Origin of the sequence: Stenotrophomonas sp. DDT-1 (assembly GCF_001580555.1) — a bacterium.
Taxonomy (GTDB): domain Bacteria; phylum Pseudomonadota; class Gammaproteobacteria; order Xanthomonadales; family Xanthomonadaceae; genus Stenotrophomonas; species Stenotrophomonas sepilia.
Window position 1 is genome coordinate 159,748 of sequence record NZ_LEKR01000002.1, and the last position, 17,785, is coordinate 177,532.

At 64.7% G+C, this 17,785-nt stretch carries 31 protein-coding genes and 1 tRNA gene; 13 read left to right on the plus strand and 19 right to left on the minus strand.

The annotated features are described in order from the left end of the window. Positions 1–32 precede the first annotated feature (32 nt). Positions 33–704, minus strand: coding sequence for a response regulator transcription factor (locus tag AB839_RS01780; protein WP_049413639.1), 672 nt, complete (start codon positions 702–704; stop codon positions 33–35). A 250-nt stretch (positions 705–954) separates the two neighbouring features. Between AB839_RS01780 and AB839_RS01785 the strand changes: the two genes are divergently transcribed. From AB839_RS01785 to AB839_RS01815, 7 genes are all read left to right on the plus strand, one after another. Continuing rightward, on the plus strand, positions 955–1,662 hold the full coding sequence (locus AB839_RS01785; RefSeq protein ID WP_061478077.1) for a hypothetical protein: 708 nt from the start codon (positions 955–957) through the stop codon (positions 1,660–1,662). Then, positions 1,659–2,210 (plus strand): GTP-binding protein, encoded by a 552-nt coding sequence (locus AB839_RS01790; RefSeq protein ID WP_049413642.1) that lies wholly within the window; start codon positions 1,659–1,661, stop codon positions 2,208–2,210. Before AB839_RS01785 ends, AB839_RS01790 begins: the two co-directional genes overlap by 4 nt. Further along, positions 2,203–2,574 (plus strand): roadblock/LC7 domain-containing protein, encoded by a 372-nt coding sequence (locus AB839_RS01795; RefSeq protein ID WP_061478078.1) that lies wholly within the window; start codon positions 2,203–2,205, stop codon positions 2,572–2,574. Before AB839_RS01790 ends, AB839_RS01795 begins: the two co-directional genes overlap by 8 nt. Positions 2,575–2,672: 98 nt before the next feature. Then, on the plus strand, positions 2,673–2,999 hold the full coding sequence (locus AB839_RS01800; protein ID WP_197467660.1) for a hypothetical protein: 327 nt from the start codon (positions 2,673–2,675) through the stop codon (positions 2,997–2,999). Positions 3,000–3,108: 109 nt separating this feature from the next. Further along, a complete protein-coding gene (locus tag AB839_RS01805) occupies positions 3,109–3,555 on the plus strand; it encodes a pilin (protein ID WP_061478079.1) in 447 nt (148 codons plus the stop codon). A gap of 153 nt (positions 3,556–3,708) precedes the next feature. Then, positions 3,709–4,164 (plus strand): pilin, encoded by a 456-nt coding sequence (locus tag AB839_RS01810; protein ID WP_061478080.1) that lies wholly within the window; start codon positions 3,709–3,711, stop codon positions 4,162–4,164. A gap of 111 nt (positions 4,165–4,275) precedes the next feature. Further along, positions 4,276–4,758, plus strand: a complete 483-nt coding sequence (locus AB839_RS01815) for a prepilin-type N-terminal cleavage/methylation domain-containing protein (protein WP_082783263.1) — start codon at positions 4,276–4,278, stop codon at positions 4,756–4,758. A 45-nt stretch (positions 4,759–4,803) separates the two neighbouring features. Here the strand turns inward: AB839_RS01815 and AB839_RS21655 are convergent, their stop codons facing one another. Together AB839_RS21655 and AB839_RS01825 are read right to left on the minus strand one after the other, a co-directional pair. Further along, positions 4,804–5,208, minus strand: coding sequence for a hypothetical protein (locus AB839_RS21655; RefSeq protein WP_061478082.1), 405 nt, complete (start codon positions 5,206–5,208; stop codon positions 4,804–4,806). 16 nt (positions 5,209–5,224) lie between these two features. After that, positions 5,225–5,482: a hypothetical protein gene (locus AB839_RS01825; RefSeq protein ID WP_061478083.1), complete on the minus strand. Its 258-nt coding sequence runs from the start codon at positions 5,480–5,482 to the stop codon at positions 5,225–5,227. A gap of 394 nt (positions 5,483–5,876) precedes the next feature. On the opposite strand from AB839_RS01825, the gene AB839_RS01830 reads away from it, so the two are divergent. From AB839_RS01830 to AB839_RS01840, 3 genes are read left to right on the plus strand one after another with little or no spacing between them, the layout of a single operon-like run. After that, entirely contained in the window at positions 5,877–6,161 is a 285-nt protein-coding gene (locus tag AB839_RS01830; RefSeq protein WP_061478084.1) for a hypothetical protein, read from the plus strand. Positions 6,162–6,173: 12 nt separating this feature from the next. Next, the gene (locus tag AB839_RS01835; RefSeq protein ID WP_061478085.1) at positions 6,174–6,407 is read left to right on the plus strand and encodes a DUF1653 domain-containing protein; all 234 of its coding nucleotides are present in this window, start codon (positions 6,174–6,176) and stop codon (positions 6,405–6,407) included. A 33-nt stretch (positions 6,408–6,440) separates the two neighbouring features. After that, the gene (locus tag AB839_RS01840; RefSeq protein WP_053499229.1) at positions 6,441–6,773 is read left to right on the plus strand and encodes an SMR family transporter; all 333 of its coding nucleotides are present in this window, start codon (positions 6,441–6,443) and stop codon (positions 6,771–6,773) included. A 22-nt stretch (positions 6,774–6,795) separates the two neighbouring features. On the opposite strand, the gene AB839_RS20905 is transcribed toward AB839_RS01840, so the two are convergent. From AB839_RS20905 to AB839_RS01860, 5 genes are all read right to left on the minus strand, one after another. Next, the gene (locus AB839_RS20905) at positions 6,796–6,969 is read right to left on the minus strand and encodes a DUF1328 domain-containing protein (RefSeq protein WP_005417836.1); all 174 of its coding nucleotides are present in this window, start codon (positions 6,967–6,969) and stop codon (positions 6,796–6,798) included. Positions 6,970–7,063: 94 nt separating this feature from the next. Continuing rightward, the gene (locus AB839_RS01845) at positions 7,064–7,705 is read right to left on the minus strand and encodes a LysE family translocator (RefSeq protein ID WP_061478086.1); all 642 of its coding nucleotides are present in this window, start codon (positions 7,703–7,705) and stop codon (positions 7,064–7,066) included. 98 nt (positions 7,706–7,803) lie between these two features. Next, positions 7,804–8,412, minus strand: a complete 609-nt coding sequence (locus tag AB839_RS01850; protein ID WP_005417839.1) for an ATP-dependent Clp protease proteolytic subunit — start codon at positions 8,410–8,412, stop codon at positions 7,804–7,806. 37 nt (positions 8,413–8,449) lie between these two features. Then, positions 8,450–8,800 carry a polyketide cyclase gene (locus AB839_RS01855; protein ID WP_049413658.1) on the minus strand — a complete coding sequence of 117 codons (351 nt, stop codon included), beginning with the start codon at positions 8,798–8,800 and terminating at the stop codon, positions 8,450–8,452. Then, on the minus strand, positions 8,800–9,111 hold the full coding sequence (locus AB839_RS01860) for a metalloregulator ArsR/SmtB family transcription factor (protein WP_005417843.1): 312 nt from the start codon (positions 9,109–9,111) through the stop codon (positions 8,800–8,802). The genes AB839_RS01855 and AB839_RS01860 overlap by 1 nt, the downstream gene beginning before the upstream one ends. Before the next feature lie 86 nt (positions 9,112–9,197). Between AB839_RS01860 and AB839_RS01865 the strand changes: the two genes are divergently transcribed. Continuing rightward, a complete protein-coding gene (locus AB839_RS01865; protein WP_061478087.1) occupies positions 9,198–9,890 on the plus strand; it encodes an aspartate/glutamate racemase family protein in 693 nt (230 codons plus the stop codon). Positions 9,891–9,902: 12 nt separating this feature from the next. On the opposite strand, the gene AB839_RS01870 is transcribed toward AB839_RS01865, so the two are convergent. Then, a complete protein-coding gene (locus AB839_RS01870; protein ID WP_061478088.1) occupies positions 9,903–10,298 on the minus strand; it encodes a hypothetical protein in 396 nt (131 codons plus the stop codon). 242 nt (positions 10,299–10,540) lie between these two features. Here AB839_RS01870 and AB839_RS01875 point away from each other — a divergent pair, with 242 nt between their 5' ends. Then, complete coding sequence (locus AB839_RS01875; RefSeq protein ID WP_061478089.1) at positions 10,541–11,056, plus strand: DUF3011 domain-containing protein; 516 nt, start codon at positions 10,541–10,543, stop codon at positions 11,054–11,056. 46 nt (positions 11,057–11,102) lie between these two features. Next, entirely contained in the window at positions 11,103–11,279 is a 177-nt protein-coding gene (locus AB839_RS22065; protein WP_181357879.1) for a hypothetical protein, read from the plus strand. Here the strand turns inward: AB839_RS22065 and AB839_RS01880 are convergent. From AB839_RS01880 to infC, 10 genes are all read right to left on the minus strand, one after another. Continuing rightward, positions 11,258–11,599 carry a phosphotyrosine protein phosphatase gene (locus AB839_RS01880; RefSeq protein ID WP_061478090.1) on the minus strand — a complete coding sequence of 114 codons (342 nt, stop codon included), beginning with the start codon at positions 11,597–11,599 and terminating at the stop codon, positions 11,258–11,260. The genes AB839_RS22065 and AB839_RS01880 overlap by 22 nt on opposite strands. Then, positions 11,596–11,796, minus strand: coding sequence for a hypothetical protein (locus AB839_RS01885; RefSeq protein WP_061478091.1), 201 nt, complete (start codon positions 11,794–11,796; stop codon positions 11,596–11,598). Before AB839_RS01885 ends, AB839_RS01880 begins: the two co-directional genes overlap by 4 nt. 117 nt (positions 11,797–11,913) lie before the next feature. Then, a tRNA-Pro gene (locus tag AB839_RS01890) sits at positions 11,914–11,990 on the minus strand. A gap of 68 nt (positions 11,991–12,058) precedes the next feature. After that, positions 12,059–12,415 (minus strand): MerR family transcriptional regulator, encoded by a 357-nt coding sequence (locus AB839_RS01895; protein ID WP_053518690.1) that lies wholly within the window; start codon positions 12,413–12,415, stop codon positions 12,059–12,061. Continuing rightward, entirely contained in the window at positions 12,396–12,695 is a 300-nt protein-coding gene (locus AB839_RS01900; protein ID WP_005410432.1) for an integration host factor subunit alpha, read from the minus strand. The genes AB839_RS01895 and AB839_RS01900 overlap by 20 nt, the downstream gene beginning before the upstream one ends. A 27-nt stretch (positions 12,696–12,722) precedes the next feature. After that, positions 12,723–15,104: a phenylalanine--tRNA ligase subunit beta gene (gene pheT / locus AB839_RS01905; RefSeq protein ID WP_061478103.1), complete on the minus strand. Its 2,382-nt coding sequence runs from the start codon at positions 15,102–15,104 to the stop codon at positions 12,723–12,725. 87 nt (positions 15,105–15,191) lie between these two features. Further along, positions 15,192–16,187 (minus strand): phenylalanine--tRNA ligase subunit alpha, encoded by a 996-nt coding sequence (locus AB839_RS01910; protein WP_005417865.1) that lies wholly within the window; start codon positions 16,185–16,187, stop codon positions 15,192–15,194. Between the two features lie 193 nt (positions 16,188–16,380). After that, positions 16,381–16,740, minus strand: a complete 360-nt coding sequence (rplT, locus tag AB839_RS01915) for a 50S ribosomal protein L20 (protein ID WP_005410435.1) — start codon at positions 16,738–16,740, stop codon at positions 16,381–16,383. Positions 16,741–16,751: 11 nt separating this feature from the next. After that, positions 16,752–16,949: a 50S ribosomal protein L35 gene (rpmI, locus tag AB839_RS20910; RefSeq protein ID WP_005410436.1), complete on the minus strand. Its 198-nt coding sequence runs from the start codon at positions 16,947–16,949 to the stop codon at positions 16,752–16,754. A gap of 265 nt (positions 16,950–17,214) precedes the next feature. Then, complete coding sequence (infC, locus tag AB839_RS01920; protein WP_019660568.1) at positions 17,215–17,757, minus strand: translation initiation factor IF-3; 543 nt, start codon at positions 17,755–17,757, stop codon at positions 17,215–17,217. Between the last annotated feature and the right edge of the window lie 28 nt (positions 17,758–17,785).

Genomic DNA, 17,785 nt, shown 5'->3' on the forward strand with positions numbered 1-17,785 from the left:
ACTCAACCGGACCTGACTGGACCGCCGTGAACTCATGGGCCCCCGTTTGCTGCCCCACTGGCCATGCCACCGGCATTGCCCAGGCGTTCCTCGAACGCATAGGCGAACAGCTCGGCATCATTGCTGATGCCCAGTTTCCTCATCGCCGAAATGCGTTGCCGGCTGATGGTACTGACGGTGCGCCGCAGCTTCCCGGCGATCTCTGTGATCGAAGGTCCCGACACATACAGCCGCAGAACCTCCAGCTCCTTGGGCGACAACACCGAAAGCGATCGCTCACGCCCACCCTCCTGCAGGCAGTGCGCCAACTGGGGGTCCAGGTAGATCCCCCCGCTCAACACGGTATCGACCGCCTTGCGGGTGCCATCCACGCAACTGCACTTCCACACCAGTCCGCGCACACCGGTACGCATTGCCATGTTCAAGGTGGTGGCGTTGGTGACCATCGTGACCAGGATCACCGGCACCTTGGGGTAATTGCGACTCAGCGCCTGCAGCATCGCCTGACCGTCCGAGCGGCCGACATCCGGCATCGAAAAATCAGTCACCACCAGATCCACCGGCTCTTCGGCCAGGATGGCCAGCAGGCTTTCTGCACATCGCGCCTCCGCCACCACGCGATGCTGCCCACCGGCCTCGATCACGATGCGCGTGCCTAGCAAGACCAGTGGATGATCATCCGCAATGGCAATTCGAGTGAGCATGCTGATTACCCGTCAATAGTCACGCCGCAGTGCGCAGTGGAGACGCTAGTAATCATTCCAGGTTACGTCAACTTAATAATCGCTCACTGCAATTGATGTCATTGCAGCAGTAACTTCCGGCCAATTCCATTAATTGCAGAGAGCATCAAAAATACGAATTACACAGCAGTTTTCCCAATAGTTTCATTCCAGAAAGCCAGCGGGGCCGCTTACAAAGTCACCTCCGATCACTCGCCGCACTGGACACCCCATGGTCCGATTCCGTCGTCAATCGTTTGAGGATCTGCAAGAGCCCTTTGAAGCAGAGCCACTGGCGCCGGCCGCATTGCCAACTGCCGCATTGCCGTTCGTACAGCAGTTGCGACTGCATCTGGCGAGCGACAGCACGCCGTCGCGGCGGCCGGCCCATGCCGCGATCATTCACGACGGGGCCACCGTGTGCTGGCTGGACGCCAGGAACGACCGGATGATGACCACCGCACCCGCGCCGATCACGCTGACACTGCTGCAGAGACTACTGGGCGACGCAGACTCTCGACTGAGCCTAGTACCGGTGACACAGGAGGTCTTCGTGCAGCGTGCGACGGTGTGCAGCAATGTTCCGCTGCGCCTGACGCTGTGGAACGTTGCCCTGGTCACGGACGGGCCCGGCGTGCCGATCCCGCCCCTGCAAGACTGCACGAAGTTGCGCCTGCGGCGTTGGCCAGACTTCCGCATCCTGGCCCATCGTCCCGATCACTTCCGACTGTGCGCGCTGCTGATCAAGCAGGGCGCGTCCGTGCGCGCATGCTGCGACATCCTGGATCTGCCACGCCAAACCGTGCAGTCGTTCTTCAACGCAGCGTTCCTCACCGCCTATGCCTTTCCCGTTGTGGGCGAGGACGCACCTGTGCGCCCCTCGCCCGCCGACAGCCTCGTCAATCTGTGGCGACAACTTCGCATCCGCTGGAGTGCATGACCGTGCGTGAGCACAAGATCGTAGTGATGGGCCCACTCGGCGCGGGCAAGTCCACCCTCGTGCAGACCCTGACCCAGGGCACGGCGGTGGTGACGGAAGCCCGCAATACCGACCCTTCCGTGGGCAAGCAATACACCACCGTGGCCATGGACTATGGCGACATCGACCTGCCAGGCGGCGACCGCCTGCGCCTGTACGGATCGCCGGGGCAGGAACGTTTCTCCTACATCTGGCCGATCCTGCTGGCCGGTGCAGAAGGTGCCATCGTTCTGATCGATGGCAGCGCCAGCGTGGGCGCCACGCTGGCCGGGCGGCATCTGCGAGCTATCGCCGAAAGCGCACCGGGGCTGCCCGTCGTCATCGGCTTCACCCGATGCGGTAGCACCGATGATCCGGTACAGCCGCACTGGCAGGACTGGTTGCAGGACCATGCGCCACACCTGCCGGCATTGCCGCTGGACCCACGCGACATGGCGCAGGCCATCATGGCGATGGACCTGCTGATGAGTCAGATCGAATGCAATGCCACGGCGGCCGCCCATGAATGACATCGACCGCACATTGGCACTCGACGCGCTCGTACACGATGTCACCGGCATCCAGGCGCTCGTCGTTGCCAGCACTGATGGTTTCGCACTGGCCCAGGCCGGCCCGAAGGGCCATGTCGCCGATCGCCTGGCCGCGATGACCAGCTCGATGCTCGGCCTGGCCAGTGCGCTGGGTCGCGAACTGCACTTTGGTGAACTCGACACACTCATCCTCGATGCCGCCAACGGCAAGGTTTTGATGCTTGCCATTCCCGGAACACAGCCCCGCCTATTGATGACCGCATGCGACCACAGCTGTGTCATCGGCAACGTGCTGTGGCATGCCAAGCAGTGCGTACGGGCCCTGACCGACAACCCGAACTGATGCATGCCCTCTCACTGATCAGACGGCTCTTCAACTCCTCACACCCGCAACGGACCACTGAAATGAACATCGCCATCAACAAATGCCTGGACACGCTCATGCAGATCAACGGCGCACAAGCCGTTGCCCTGGTCGACTACGAAAGCGGCATGCTGCTGGGTGAGGCCGGCTCAGGCGTGGACATGGAGCTGGCGGCCGCAGGAAACACCGAGGTGCTGCGCGCCAAGATGAAAGCGGCTGAAGCGCTGAAGCTCAACGACAGCATCGAGGACGTGCTGATCACTCTGGGTCGCGCGTACCACGTGCTGCGCCCGGTGTCGGCCAAGAAGGGCCTGTTCTTCTATGTGGTACTGGATCGGCAGAAGGCCAATCTAGCTCTCGCCCGGCGCATGGTGCTGGACGTGGAAAGCTCGCTGGCGCTGTAGCGCACGACAACGATAGCCAGGGGATGCGAATGCCGGGGCTGCTCTGGGGAGAGCGGCCCCGGCCTGTGGTTGCACCGCGCGCCCTTCTCGACAACGGGAGCCGCCCTCCATGCGCCCTCGATCAACCACACAGGCGGCACCTCGCCGACGCCACTACCGGCCCTGGGCGTCGGTCTGCATCGTCGCCGGACTGACAGCCGTCTACGCGCTACTGTTGTGTGCGCCCTCGGCAGATGACGCTACCGGCCGCACCCGGCCGCGCGACGCGGCCAGCGTGCTGGGCGGCGCCATCGCCGCCGTGGAAAGCAGTTACGCCGAAGGTGATCTCACCGTGACCGACCAGCACCTGGGACTGCCTGCCAGCGCCGCGCATTGCGTGCACCTGCGCGCCTCGCTCCCCGACACCGGCCGCGCGGTGCTGACCTGCGATCTGCGCCAGGACGGCCGCCTGCAATGGTGGCGAACCCCTGCCGGAGAATGGCGATGCAATGCGGGCAAGGCCGATGTGCAGGCAGTGCCTGGGCCATGCCCAACGCAATTGCGGCGCACTTTCTGATTATTCGCAAAACAGTCGCGCGGCCATTCAACACGCTCGACTTTACCAGTTCTTGAATATACCCACTGCCGTGCACGTGATTTCCTATGACTGCGCCACGAATGCTTGTTTCCGGGCCAGACCAATGAAACCACCACGCCACAGAGGATTATCATGAACACCGCAATCGGCCGTACACGCCACGCAGGCAAAAGCGCATCCCGGCAGAAGGGCTTTTCCCTTATTGAACTCATGGTGGTGGTGGCGATCATCGGGATTCTGGGGATGATTGCCCTGCCGCAGTATCAGCGGTTCGCGGCCAAGGCAAAGTTGGCGGGCGCCCTCGCAGAAGTTGCCGGTGGAAAAGTTGGCGTTGAATCACTCCTCGCCGAGGGCAGCGAGGTCACCACGCCGGCATCGATTGGCCTGCCCGAGTCGAGCTCCCGCTGTACCTGGATTACGGTGACAAGCGATGTCACGAATGGAGCTACGAGCATCAACTGCGAGCTCAAGAGCGACGCTGCAATCGGCAGTGGTAGCCTGACCCTGGATCGCGACTCGCAGGGAGCTTGGCTCTGCAAGGGCGACATTCCGGACCGGAGCCTCCTTCCCCAGGTCTGCCTGAACTGATCGCACGCGCATGCCCCTACATAGATCGCCGGGCCTGTATACAGTTGCGCGCGTCTCTCCCATTGCGTGCGCCAGCCATGATTCAAAGTTGATTTCCTCATGGAGGAACCTATGAGAAAGAAAATCTCAAGGGCCGGTCACGCGTTGAGGCATACACGCCGGCAACGAGGATTCTCTCTGGTCGAACTCATGGTGGTCGTCGCCATCATTGCAGTTCTTTCCCTGATCGCAGTTCCGCAATACAAGAAGTTCTCTACCAAAGCCAAGCTGGCGGCGGCGTTGGCCGAACTGGCTGGCGGGAAGGCTGGAGTGGAGGCGTGGCTGGCCGAACGGGGGGATTTCTATGGCTCGGACAACCGCAAGCTGGGAGTACCGGAGAGCAGTGAGCGCTGTGAAACCATCACGGCAAAGTATCGTGCAGATGGCGGCTTCGAGATCGATTGCCTGCTGCGATTCGATGCTGGCTACAACGTGGGGACATGGCGGCGCAATCTGGTGCTGATCATGGACACGCGCAGCCGTGAATGGCGCTGCTGGACTGCCATCCCCTATTACGACCTCCTGCCCAAAGGCTGTGGCCCCGACAATCCATAGCCTGCTATGCAGATACTTCAAGCTGTTCACGCTTTGCCACTCCAGTCAGGCAGTGGCGCCTGCGAAAGCCGGCCGTCCCCCCTCCCCTCCCTCGTCATCGCCGATGCAAACCCCTGGATCCGACGCGAACTGATACGCAGACTCCAGCCCCATCTGGACGGCAGAACCCTCGGCGAAGCGCGTTCGCCCGCAGAGGTTCTGACCCAGATCGCCAGCCCGCGCTGCAACGCACTGATCATCGATCCCTGCATGCCGACTGTGGGCCAGGCTGACGGCATGCCACTGCTGCGCCGCATCTGCTGCCTGCGCAGGGATCTGCTCATCCTCGTGCTGGCCCAACAGCCCTTGCGCGTACTGCAGGATCGCGCCCTGCCGGCACAGATCGGTCATGTCTATGCCAAAACGGTGAATCCATCGTGGCTGCGCCATGTCGTAAGCCAGGCACTGCACGGGGGATCCTCCGGCGTTACGCCACCGGCGCAGGACGCAGGCCGGTAACCGGCCCCGAGGCGGTTGCCATCGCCTCGAAATGCACGGCATCCACGCTGCTACCCAGCGCCTCCACGCGCACCGTGCTGCCCTGGCCGGTCCGGCGATGGTGGGCGCTGGCCAGGCCAACCGCGGCATCGAACGCTGCGGCCCCGGAGTTGAATGCTTCGGCGACGCCTGCGGCCGGATCCAACAGGGACCACTGCGCGGCACTGCACTTGACGGTAATGACCATGGGACGCTCCTTCTGGGAAAGGCGCAGGGGGCACTAGACCCTCTGCTGATGCCGTCACCCTAGCCATGCCATCAGGGTGGTCCCATCAGAAAAGTACGAAAAGTCCGCGCCAGTGCGTCAGAACCCCACCCTCATCACATCCCTGAGTCCGTTTAGCCCGTTCATTCCGTGATCCTTGTCACGGAGTCAGGCTGGCTTCACACTACCGTCATCAACAGGGGCCCCTTCCACATGCGCACCTTCTTCTCGCACCAGCGTTCGACGTTGCTGAAGTTCTATTTCGTGGCCAGCTATCTGATCCTGATCGAAGAGTTGATCCGCGCCGCCGTGCATTGAGCGCTTGCTGGCGAGCTATTTGCGACAGAAAATGTCGCTTTACGCACGGAGCTCGCGCATGAAGGTGCTTCTTCTGATCCCGGCCCTGCTGGCTCTGGCCGGCTGTGCCAGCCAGGACACGGCGACCGCGCGCGCTGATGCGGCTGAGGCGTCGCCAGCGACACCGGTGGTGGGGGGCGACCGTGATGCGCACGGCTGTATCGGCTCTGCCGGCTATCAGTGGTGCGAACACAGCCAGCGCTGCGAGCGCCCCTGGGAACTGGCGCAGGCGCAGGGCCTGGCCAACACGGCCGAGGCCATCGACGCGTACTGCGCCAAGCCCGCCAGCCCGACGCGCAAGTGAGCACGCCCTGCCATGGCTGAGCTGACTCCCCTGCCCGATCTCGCCCGTGGCCGGTATCGCCACTTCAAGGGCGGCGAATACGAGGTGCTCGACATCGTCCGCAGCAGCGAGACGTTGGAACCGATGGTGCTTTATCGCGCACTCTATGGCGAAGGCGGCCTGTGGGTACGCCCCTACCCGATGTTCATCGAGCAGGTTCCGGGCGAACACGGCCCGCAGGCGCGCTTCGCTCGCATCGACGATTGATCCGGTGCGACCCGCAGTGACCCGGAGCCCGCGATGAACCCCTATATCTACCTGGCCGCCGCCATCGTGCTGGAAGTGATCGCCACGTCACTGCTGAAAGCCTCGGACGGCATGAGCCGGCTGTGGCCGACAGTGGGCGCACTGGTTGGCTATGGGCTGTGCTTCTACCTGCTATCGGTCACCATGAAGTCGGTGCCGACCGGCATCGCCTATGCAATCTGGTCCGGCGTCGGCATCGTGCTGATCTCGCTGATCGGCCTGGTGGTCTTCAAGCAGCGGCTGGATGCACCGGCATTGATCGGGATCGGCCTGATCTGCGCCGGCGTACTGGTGATCAATCTGTTCTCGCGCAGCAGCGCGCACTGAAGACGCTGCTGCGCGACTGGCGCTAGCTGACCTTCTTCGCCACGCTCATGCCGATCAGGAACAGGACCACGGCGATGATGATGCCTGCCCAGAACAGGAACTTGGCGATGCCCACGGCGGCGCCAGCGATGCCGCCGAAGCCCAGCACGCCAGCGATGATGCCGATGATGGCGAAGATGATGGCCCACTTGATCATGTCGATCCTTTCCCTGCAGGGAATGCAAACGGTGCGATCAGGCTAGGCCGCCACCGATGCGGCGCTCGTGAACGGGCCGCGTGTGCGGCGTGAATCAACGCGGCCGGAAGCGCAGCAGCGCCACTGCGAAGGCCAGGAACACGCTTCCCACCAGCCGCTCGAACCAGCGCCGTGCGAATGGCTTGGCAAGCCAACGGCGCAGGCCGTGGCCACCGGCCGCATACATCACGTACCAGAACAGTTCGCAGGCCGCGAAGGTCGCCACCAGCGCGCTGTACTGCACGGCCTGGCTGCGCGACGGATCGACGAACTGTGGCAGGAACGCTGCGGCGAACAGCAGTAGTTTGGGATTGCTCAGGCCAACCCACAGGCCGCCGCGGAACACCGTTCCTGCGCCATGTACCGGCGCCAGTGTGACCTCGGCAGCATCGACCACTGCGGGTGCGGGCCGGCAACTGTCACGCCAGGCCTTGATGCCGAGCCAGGCCAGGTAGGCCACACCGAGATAGCGCAGCACCTCGAACAGCATGGGCGAGGAATGCAGCAGCGCACTCAGGCCCGCTGCGGAAGCCGCCAGCACCAGCAGCATCGCCAGCAGGCAGCCGGCCATGGCCGGCACACTGCCACGGAACCCCAGCCCGACGCTGCGCCCAAGGATGTGCAGCATGTTCGGCCCGGGCGTCCCGCACAGCACGAAGACCGTGGCCACGAACCACCACCAGGTATGCAGGGCCATATCGGGCGTCCACTTCAGAACATCTAACCAGCATAGAGCGCGCCGGCCTGGCGCGGCACACACAGTGCAGCATGGATGCGGTGGTTACAGAGGCAGGCTCAGGCCGCGAGCGCGTCGCGCCGTACCAGTACCTGGTCGATCAGGCCCCATTCGCATGCCTGCTCGGCGCTCATGAACCGATCACGGTCCAGGGTCTGTTCGACCTCCTCGAAACTGCGTCCGCAATGCCGCGCATACAGTTGGGTGATGCGCTGCTTGGTGCGCTGCATCTCCTCGGCGTGGATGAAGATGTCCGAAGCCTGGCCCTGCACCCCGCCCAGCGGCTGGTGCACATGCAGGCTGGCATTGGCCAGCGCCGCGCGGTGACCCGGCTCGCCGGCCATCAGCAGGAACGAACCCATCGACCGCGCGGTGCCCATGCACAGCGTATGCACCGGGGCCGAGATGTATTGCATCGTGTCGTACATCGCCAGGCCGCTGGAGATCACCCCACCCGGCGAATTGATGTACAGATGGATCGGCTTCTCCGGATTTTCAGATTCAAGGAACAGCAGTTGCGCGCAGACCAGCGCCGATACGGTGTCATCGACTTCGCCGTTGAGAAAGATGATGCGCTCGCGCAGGAGCCGCGAGTAGATGTCATAGGAGCGCTCACCGCGCTCGCTGCGTTCCACCACCATCGGTACCAGCTGCATTCTGTCCCGCATGTGCCTGCTCCCTGTAGCGTTCGATCCAGGCGCCGGCTCAAGCCGCGCGCATCACCGTGCGATGGTCATCGTTGGACGCCGGCGGTATCAGCGCGCGCCGGTCGGTGAGCCGATGCACGATGGTCAGCACCGTTCCCCCATCCTCATCAGCGCGCAGCCGAAAACACACAAGGCTGTGCAGATGTGGGGGCTGTGCATCGCGCAAGCGGAATCCCAGCTCCCGCCCCTCCTCGCACAGGCAGGGCTGTGGATCGGCAAGATCGGCGGCAGGCAACCAGCGCTCACGCAGTGCCGGGTCGAACAGTGCGCGCCAGACCCGTTCCGGCGGCGCAGGCAACCGCTGCTCCATCACCAGCGCGGGAGCCGCTTCCTTCAGTACATCGTCCATCAGTCCATCTCCTCCAGCAGGTTCTGCAGTGCGGACATCCGCGCCGGCCAGTAGGCCCGGTATCGCTGCAGCCAGCGTCCGATGTGGGCCAGCCCGCGCGGATCGACTTCATAGTGGACGAAGCGCCCCTGGCGCTGCTCACGCACCAGCCCTGCATCGCGCAGCACTGCCAGGTGCTGGGACATCGCAGACTGGCTGATCGCAATGCCCTCGCGTAGCGCGCTGGCATGCCGCCCACCATCGGCCAGCTTTTCGAAGATGTGGCGGCGGGTGGGGTCAGCCAGCGCCTTGAACAGGGCGTTCTCGATCATGATCAACACATTAGCAGTCACTAATGTATGGTGCAACTGCCACACCTGCTGTGCTGCAATGACGACTCCCTGGCATGGAGCAGTGCATGAAGACCCTTGGCCTGATCGGCGGGATGAGTTGGGAAAGCTCGGCGCAGTACTACCGTCTCATCAACGAGGCGGTGCGGAACCGCCTCGGTGGCGCCCATTCGGCGCAACTGCTGCTGTGGTCGGTGGATTTCGCCGGCATCAAGCAGTTGCAGCACGATGGTCGGTGGGATGTGCTGGGCAACCACATGCTCGATGCCGCGCGGCGACTGCAGGCCGGTGGCGCCGAGCTGCTGGTGATCTGCACCAACACCATGCACACGCTGGCCGACCGGATCGAAGCCGAGTGCCCGCTGCCCTTGCTGCATATCGCCGACCCGACCGCCACGGCGATCCTGCAGGCAGGCATCCGCAAGGTGGGACTGCTCGGCACCGCCTTCACCATGGAGCAGGCGTTCTACCGCGACCGGCTGCAGGACCGCTTCGGGCTGCAGGTACTGGTTCCGGAGGCTGATGATCGCCGCTGCGTGCACGACATCATCTACCAGGAGCTGATCGCCGGCGTGGTCAGCGAGCACTCACGGCAGGCCTACGCCGGCGTGATCGCGCGCCTGGTCGCGCGCGGCGCCGAAGCGATCATCCTCGGCTGTACCGAGATCATGCTGCTGGTGCGCCCAGAAGACAGTGCGGTGCCGTTGTTCGACACCACCACCCTGCACGCGCTTGCGGCGGTGGACGCTGCGCTGGCCTGACCGCGCGCAGCGTCAGCCTTCGCCCTGGACTTCCAGGGCGGTGATCAGCCAGTCGACCACGGCCTGCGAATCACACAGGAAGAAGATGGCATCACCCGAACGCGCCTCGGTCAGCAGTCGATAGACGGTAATCGCCACCGCCGACTGGTTGGCGATGAACACCTCCGGGCTGCGCGGCCCTTCGCTGTGGCCAGCCACGGCGTGCAACGCCTTGCGCGCAGCCACGGTGGCGGGCGGGTCTGCGCTGCGGGTCAGTTCCGGCCCGCGCAGGCCCCACGCAATGAACACATGCTTGCCCTTGAACGTGGTGTCCAGGACACGCACCTGCCCGGCCTCTGCGCCAGCCGAGCGATGAATGACGGTACTGCTGATCAACGCAACCCCCTGTGGTCGTCGTGGTCCGCGCATCCTCCTCCGCAAGCCGGCTGCACGCCAGTGACGGCAGCCACAGGCTGCGCCGGCATGCGTGGGAGACATGTAAGAAGGTGTAAGCCGATGCGATCGGATGTGCCGCGATGATAAGGGATGTAAGGCCCTGCATGGGCCGGTGCGCACTACTAAATCCCCACTGAGCCAGCGCCGGAACGATCCGTTCCGACGGCCTCGGGCTGGTCCATTCTTGCGGCCCATTCCCTCTGCCTAGGCTCTCCATGACCCATCGCCTGTTGCTGCCGATTTCCACCTCCGCCCTGGCCCTGTTGCTGGGGGCCACCACGGTGGCCGCCCAGGACTACGTCAGCGATCACATTCCGCCGCTGCGTTGCGAGTCGCAGTTCAACAAGACCCAGCAGTGCCCGATCGAAGGCCGCATGCGCATGGCCAGGCAGCTGTCGGTCACCCGCTGCGTCGAGGACCAGAACTGGGGCCAGAGCCGCCGAATGCTCTGGGTCACCGAAGGCTGCCGCGCTGAGTTCGTGGCCGACGAACAGGGACGCGGCCGCTGGCCGGGGCGCGGCCGGGACCGTGACCGGGATGACGACGGCGAGCGCCTGGTCTGCGAGTCCTACGAACAGAAGGACAAGGAATGCCGCATCCGGGTGCGCCATGGAGTGCGCCTGGTCAAGCAGAAGTCGGTGACGCCGTGCGTCGAGGACCGCAACTGGGGCTGGGACCGCCGGGGGGTGTGGGTCAGCGACGGCTGCCGTGCCGAGTTCCGCGTGTATTGACTGCCGACCACACGCTGGCTGTGGCGGATACGCAGACACGGCCGAGGTGATCGATGGGCTGGGCGCATCCAGTCCAGGAGCCTGCGATGGCACAGCCGATCTTTCCTCGACGATGCTGCATATCCGCGAGGTGATGCCCGCCTCGGGTTTCATCGACAGCGGCATCGTGCATGGATTGGACGAAGGCGATCCGGAGCTGATCTACCGCTTTTCCGGCAGCTGATCGAGATACATGGTCACCTTTGCGTCCAGCAGGTCCATCAATACCGGATCCATGCAGCGATAGTCGTCGGGGATATCCAGGCAATGCAGGCGCTTGTGTTCCAGCAGGCGCGCGTACGCGGCCTGCAGGCGATGCTGGTGCTTGGCCTCCATCACGAAGATGACATCGGCCCAGCGGATATCCGCCGGGCCGATGGGGCGTCGTGCGTGCGGGCTGGTGCCGGCCGACTTCGCGTTGAAGCCGGGCCGCCGTCGCCACATGGCTTCGGCGGTCGGGCTCCGCAGCTGGTTGCGGCTGCAGACGAACAGCAGGTTGATCATTCCTGTTCCTGCAGTTGGCGGGCGCTGAAGACCGGATAGGTGAAGCCCAGCTGGCGTGCACGCGCGAGCTTGGCATCGCGCGTATACAACAGCTTCCAGTTCTTCTCGGGCTTGTAGCGGTAGGCCGTCGTGGCGCGGTCGCCACCACGGTTGCGGGCCTGGCTGCGACGCCAGGCACGGTTTCTTGCAGATTCCATGATGTGTTCTCGTGAGTACCGGGTTCAGCAGCCGCGGTAGTACGAGTGGCGCGCAGCATACACCGCACGCACAAAAAAGCCCACGCATCGCTGCGCGGGCTTCTTGATTCATCACAGTGGTCGGGACGGCCGGATTCGAACCGACGACCCTCTGCCCCCCAGGCAGATGCGCTACCAGGCTGCGCTACGCCCCGACTGATGCTGCGATGTGCCCGCCAGTGCGGCGGGCCGTGAAGTATAGCGGATTACGATGGAAATAGGATCAGCGGCGCAGCAACTGCAGCACTTCTTCCAGCTCCATGCGCACCTGTTTGATGATCTGGTTGCTCAGCGCCGATTCCTCGCGGGCATCGGGACCCTCCAGGCGCAGGCGTGCACCACCGATGGTGTAGCCCTGTTCGTACAGCAGGCTGCGGATCTGCCGCACCATCAGCACGTCATGGCGCTGGTAGTAGCGGCGGTTGCCTCGGCGCTTGGCCGGCTCAAGGCTGGGAAACTCGGTTTCCCAGTAGCGCAGGACGTGCGGCTTGACGTCGCACAGCTCGCTGACTTCACCGATGGTGAAGTAGCGCTTGGCCGGGATCGGCGGTAGTTCGCGGTTACTGCCCGGATCCAGCATAAGCTTCCACCCTCTCCTTGAGCTTCTGGCCCGGCCGGAAGGTGACCACCGTACGGGCGGAAATCGGAATTTCCTCGCCGGTCTTGGGGTTGCGACCCGGGCGCTGGTTCTTGCGCCGCAGATCGAAATTACCGAAGCCCGACAGCTTCACCTGACGTCCCTGTTCCAATGCTTCACGCAGCACATCGAAAAACGCGTCGACGAATTCCTTGGCTTCCCGCTTGTTCAGACCGACTTCGTCGAACAGCTTTTCCGCCATCTCCGCCTTGGTCAATGCCATTGCCTGCTACCCCCGAGTGCTGCCCGCTCAGCCGCGGATCCGGGCGTGGTGTTCACGCTCGATGGCAGTGACCGCCTCGGCCACCACCGCATCCACGTCGCGGTCCGTCAGAGTGCGCGACTTGTCCTGCAAAATCAAGCCCATAGCGAGACTCTTGAATCCCGGCTCGACGCCCTGGCCAACATAGCGATCGAACAGGTTCAGGTCGCGCAGCAGCGGGCCGGCGGCCTGGCGGACGGTGGCCGCCAGATCGGTCCAGGCCACCTGTTCAGGCACCAGGAACGCCAGGTCGCGACGCACCGCCGGGAATCGCGACAGCTCGCCGGCACGCGGCAGGCGGCGGGCGGTCAGCGGTTCCAGGTCCAGCTCGAAGGCATAGACGTCGGCTTCGATCTCCATCGCCTTGGCCAGGCGCGGGTGGATCTGGCCGATCCAGCCGATCGGCACGCCATCGCGGAACACCTCGGCCGACCGCGCCGGGTGGCCGTAGGCACGGGACGACGGGCGGAACTCCAGTACCGCACCACTGGCAGCCGCCAGCGATTCCAGGTCGCCCTTCAGGTCATGGAAATCGACCTTGCGGGTCGGCAGGCCCCACTGCACCGCCTGGGCCTCACCGCAGACAGCTGCCGCCACGCGCTGGGTTTCCAGCGGTGCCGGTTGGCCATCTCCGGCCTGCTGGGCGAACACGCGGCCGAGCTCGAACAGGCGCACGCGGCCGAGCTGGCGGGCGGCGTTGCGGCCCAGGGTGGCGACCAGGCCCGGCAGCAGCGACGGACGCATCACCGCCAGTTCGGCCGACAGTGGGTTGGCCAGTGGCACCAGGCCGTCGCGCAGCTGCCACTGGGCCAGCAGTGCGTCGTCGACGAAGGCGAAATTGACGGTTTCCTGCAGGTCGCGGGCGATCAGCTGGCGGCGCACGCTCAGCGCGTCCAACTGGGTCTCGCTCGGCATCGCCACGCGCGAGGCACCGCCCGGCAGCGTGGTCGGGATCTGCTCGTAACCGTGGATGCGGGCCAGCTCTTCGATCAGGTCTTCTTCAATGGCGATGTCGAAGCGGCGGCTCGGCGCGGCGACCTGCCAGCCCTCGGCCGTGGCAGCCACGTCCATGCCCAGCGCGCGCAGGATGCGCTCGACTTCGGCGTCGTCGATGGTGATGCCCAGCACGCGGGTGATGCGTGCGCGGCGCAGTACGATCGTCGCCGGCTGCGGCAGGTCATCGGCGCGCACGGCCTCGGTGACCGGCGCCGGGGTACCGCCGGCCAGGTCCAGCACCAGGCGGGTGGCGTATTCGATGGCGGTGCGCGGCAGTGCCGGATCTACGCCACGCTCGAAGCGGTGGCCGGCATCGGTGTGCAGGCCCAGCTTGCGGCCACGGCCCATGATCGCAGCCGGCGCGAAGTGCGCGGCTTCCAGGAACACGGCAGTCGTCGCGTCGGTGACGCGGGTGTCGAAGCCGCCCATCAGGCCGGCAAGGCCGATCGCACGATCGGCGTCGGTGACCACCAGGAAGCTGTCGTCCAGCGCGGCATCGCGGCCGTCCAGCAGCTTCAGCGTCTCGCCCGCGCGCGAACGGCGCACGGCAATGCTGCCCTGCAGGGTGGACAGGTCGTAGGCATGCATCGGCTGGCCCAGTTCCAGCATCACGTACTGGGTGATGTCGACCAGCAGCGAGACCGGACGCACGCCACTGCGGCGCAGGCGCTCGGCCATCCACAACGGGGTCTTGGCGGCAGCGTTGACGCCTTCGATGACACGGCCCAGGTAACGCGGCGCTTCGGCGCCAGCGTCGAGCTGGATGGCCAGCTCACGGCTGCCGACTGCCGGAATGGCGTCGGCAGCGAAATCCAGCACTTCACTGCGGGTAGCGGCGGCGACGTCGTAGGCGATGCCGCGCAGGCTGAAGCAGTCGGCGCGGTTCGGGGTCAGCTTGATCTCGATGCTGGCGTCCGGCAGGCCCAGGTACTCGACCAGGGCCTGGCCGACCGGTGCGTCATCGAGCAGTTCCAGCAGGCCGGAGGCATCGTTGTCCAGGCCCAGTTCCTTGGCAGAGCACAGCATGCCGTTGGACTCCACGCCGCGCAGCTTGGCCGGCTTGATCTTCAACTCGCCGATCTGCGCACCGACCATCGCCAGTGGCGCGACCAGGCCCGGGCGGGCGTTCGGCGCACCACAGACGATCTGCAGCAGCTCGCCCTGCCCGGCATCGACCCTGCACACCTGCAGGCGGTCGGCTTCCGGATGGCGCACGGCCTCGACGATGCGTGCCACGACCACGTGATCGAGGCCTTCGCCCAGCGCGGTCACGTCTTCCACTTCCAGGCCGATGGCGGTCAGCACTGCACTCAGTTCATCGCGCGAGGCGCCGGTCGGGACATGGCTGCGCAGCCAGTTTTCAGAGAATTTCATGGTGTCACCCTGGTGGGCCCGGCGCATGCGCCTGGGCCTGCGAATTTAGGAGCAGCCGAGCATGGCTCGGCTCTACATGGTTGCGGCTTACGCGAACTGTTTCAGGAATCGCACGTCGTTCTCGAAGAACGCGCGCAGATCGTTGACGCCGTAACGCAGCATCGCGAAGCGCTCCACGCCCATGCCGAAGGCAAAGCCGGTGTAGCGCTCCGGATCGATGCCGACGTTGCGCAGCACGTTCGGATGGACCATGCCGCAGCCCAGCACTTCCAGCCAGCGGGTGCTGCCATCGGGCTGCTGCCAGGCGATGTCCACTTCCGCGCCCGGTTCAACGAACGGGAAGTAGCTGGGGCGGAAGCGCATCTCGAAGTCGCGCTCGAAGAAGGCGCGCACGAACTCGGCCAGCGTGCCCTTCAGGTCGGCAAAGGTCGAATGCTCGTCCACCAGCAGGCCTTCCACCTGATGGAACATCGGCGAATGGGTCTGGTCGCTGTCGCTGCGGTACACCTTGCCGGCGGCGATCATGCGCAGCGGCGGCGCGTGGTCGCCCATGTAGCGCACCTGCACGCCCGAGGTGTGCGTGCGCAGCAGGCGGCCGTCGCCGAAGTAGAAGGTATCGTGCATGGCGCGCGCCGGGTGGTGCGGCGGGAAGTTCAGCGCCTCGAAATTGTGCCAGTCGTCCTCGATCTCCGGCCCTTCCGACAGCTCGTAGCCCAGCCGGCCGAAGATGCCGGTGATGCGCTCCAGGGTGCGGGTGATCGGGTGCAGGCCGGCGCGGTCGCCGTTGCGGCCCGGCAGGGTGATGTCGATGGCTTCGGCGGCCAGGCGCGCATCCAGCGCCGCGTCTTCCAGCAGCGCCTTGCGCTCGCCCAGCGCGCGGGTCAGCGCGTCACGAGCCTGGTTGATCGCTTCACCGGCGGCCTTGCGCTCGTCGGCCGGCAGGGCACCGAGCTGCTTGAGCTGCGAGGTGATGCTGCCACTCTTGCCAAGCAGGGCCACGCGCAGCTGTTCCAGCACGTCGGGGCTCTGTGCGGCGGCCACATCGGCCAGCGCCTGGGTGGTGAGGGATTGGATGTCGCTCATGGGGGGCCGGAACTCCAGTCGATCTGCCATCGCGATGCGCGAAGGGCCGACCCCTGTCGCCACCGCCGTCCCCGCGCTGCCGCCATGGCCTCGCCGGGACCCAAAAAAGAATGGGGAAGGACTTGCGCCCTTCCCCATGCATTGCCTTGACCTGACACCGTTCCGAGTGAACGGTTACGGCATCGGGAAGGACTTATGCCGCCAGCGCGCCCTTGGCCTTTTCGGCCAGCGCAGCAAAACCGGCTGCGTCGTGCACGGCGATGTCAGCCAGGACCTTGCGATCCAGGGTGATGCCGGCCTTCAGCAGGCCGTTCATGAAGCGGCTGTAGCTCAGGCCGTTGATGCGGGCAGCCGCATTGATACGGGTGATCCACAGCGAACGGAAGTTGCGCTTCTTCTGCTTACGGCCGATGTAGGCGTACTGCTGTGCCTTGATGACCGCCTGCTTGGCGACGCGGAAGACCTTGCGACGGGCGTTGTAATAGCCCTTGGCGAGATCCAGAATCTTCTTGTGGCGGCGACGCGCCTGTACGCCACGCTTAACTCGTGCCATTTTTCAGTTCCTCAGAGGTAAGGGAGCATGCGGTCCAGACGGCCTGCGTCTTCTGCACGGACATGGCCCGTCTGACGCAGATTACGCTTACGCTTGGTCGCTTTCTTCGTGAGGATGTGGCTACGGTTGGCGTGGCCGCACTTGTACTTGCCCGAGGCGGTCTTGCGGAAACGCTTGGCCGCTGCCCGGTTGGTCTTGATCTTGGGCATTGCAATGTCCTTGATGGGATATGACCCTGGTTTCTGACTGATCTGGCGGCGGCCTGGGCCGCTCTTTCCGTCCTGCCATGATCGGCGTACGACCCGTCCTGGGTGGGTCGAGCCGGGCATGATACAGGCAAAACCGCCCTGCCACCAGCCCCTGCAACCCTTTCACGGCAATTCACCGGCCTGCCGCAAAAGCGAAGGGGCGCCGATGGCGCCCCTTCACCCTGAACCGTTCAGCCAGGCGCCCCGGAGGGCGGCCCGTCAGGCCTCAGGTCTTCTTCTTCGGCGCGATCATCATGACCATCTGACGCCCTTCCAGGCGCGGACGGGATTCAATGACGATGTCCTCGCCCAGATCGGCCTCGATCCGGTTGGCCATTTCACGACCCAGTTCCTGGTGACTCATTTCACGGCCACGGAAGCGGATGTTGACCTTGATCTTGTCACCATCCTCAAGGAACCCGCGCATCTTGCGCAGCTTGATCTGGTAGTCGCCCTCGTCCGTGACCGGACGGAACTTCACTTCCTTGATCTCGACCTGCTTGGTCTTCTTCTTGGCCTCGCTGGCCTTCTTCTGCGCTTCGAACTTGAACTTGCCGAAGTCCATGATCTTGCAGACCGGCGGATCGGCCTGCGGCTGGATCTCGACCAGGTCCAGGCCTTCATCTTCGGCCATGGACAGCGCTTCGTCGCGCGACAACACGCCGATCATTTCTCCGTCACTGCCGATCACGCGGACGCGCGGCACACGGATTTCCTGATTCTTGCGGTTCTGTTTGTTGTCAGGGGTGCTGATATTACGTTCTCCCAAGGGTATCGAACCGGTCCGGGTGCCTGTG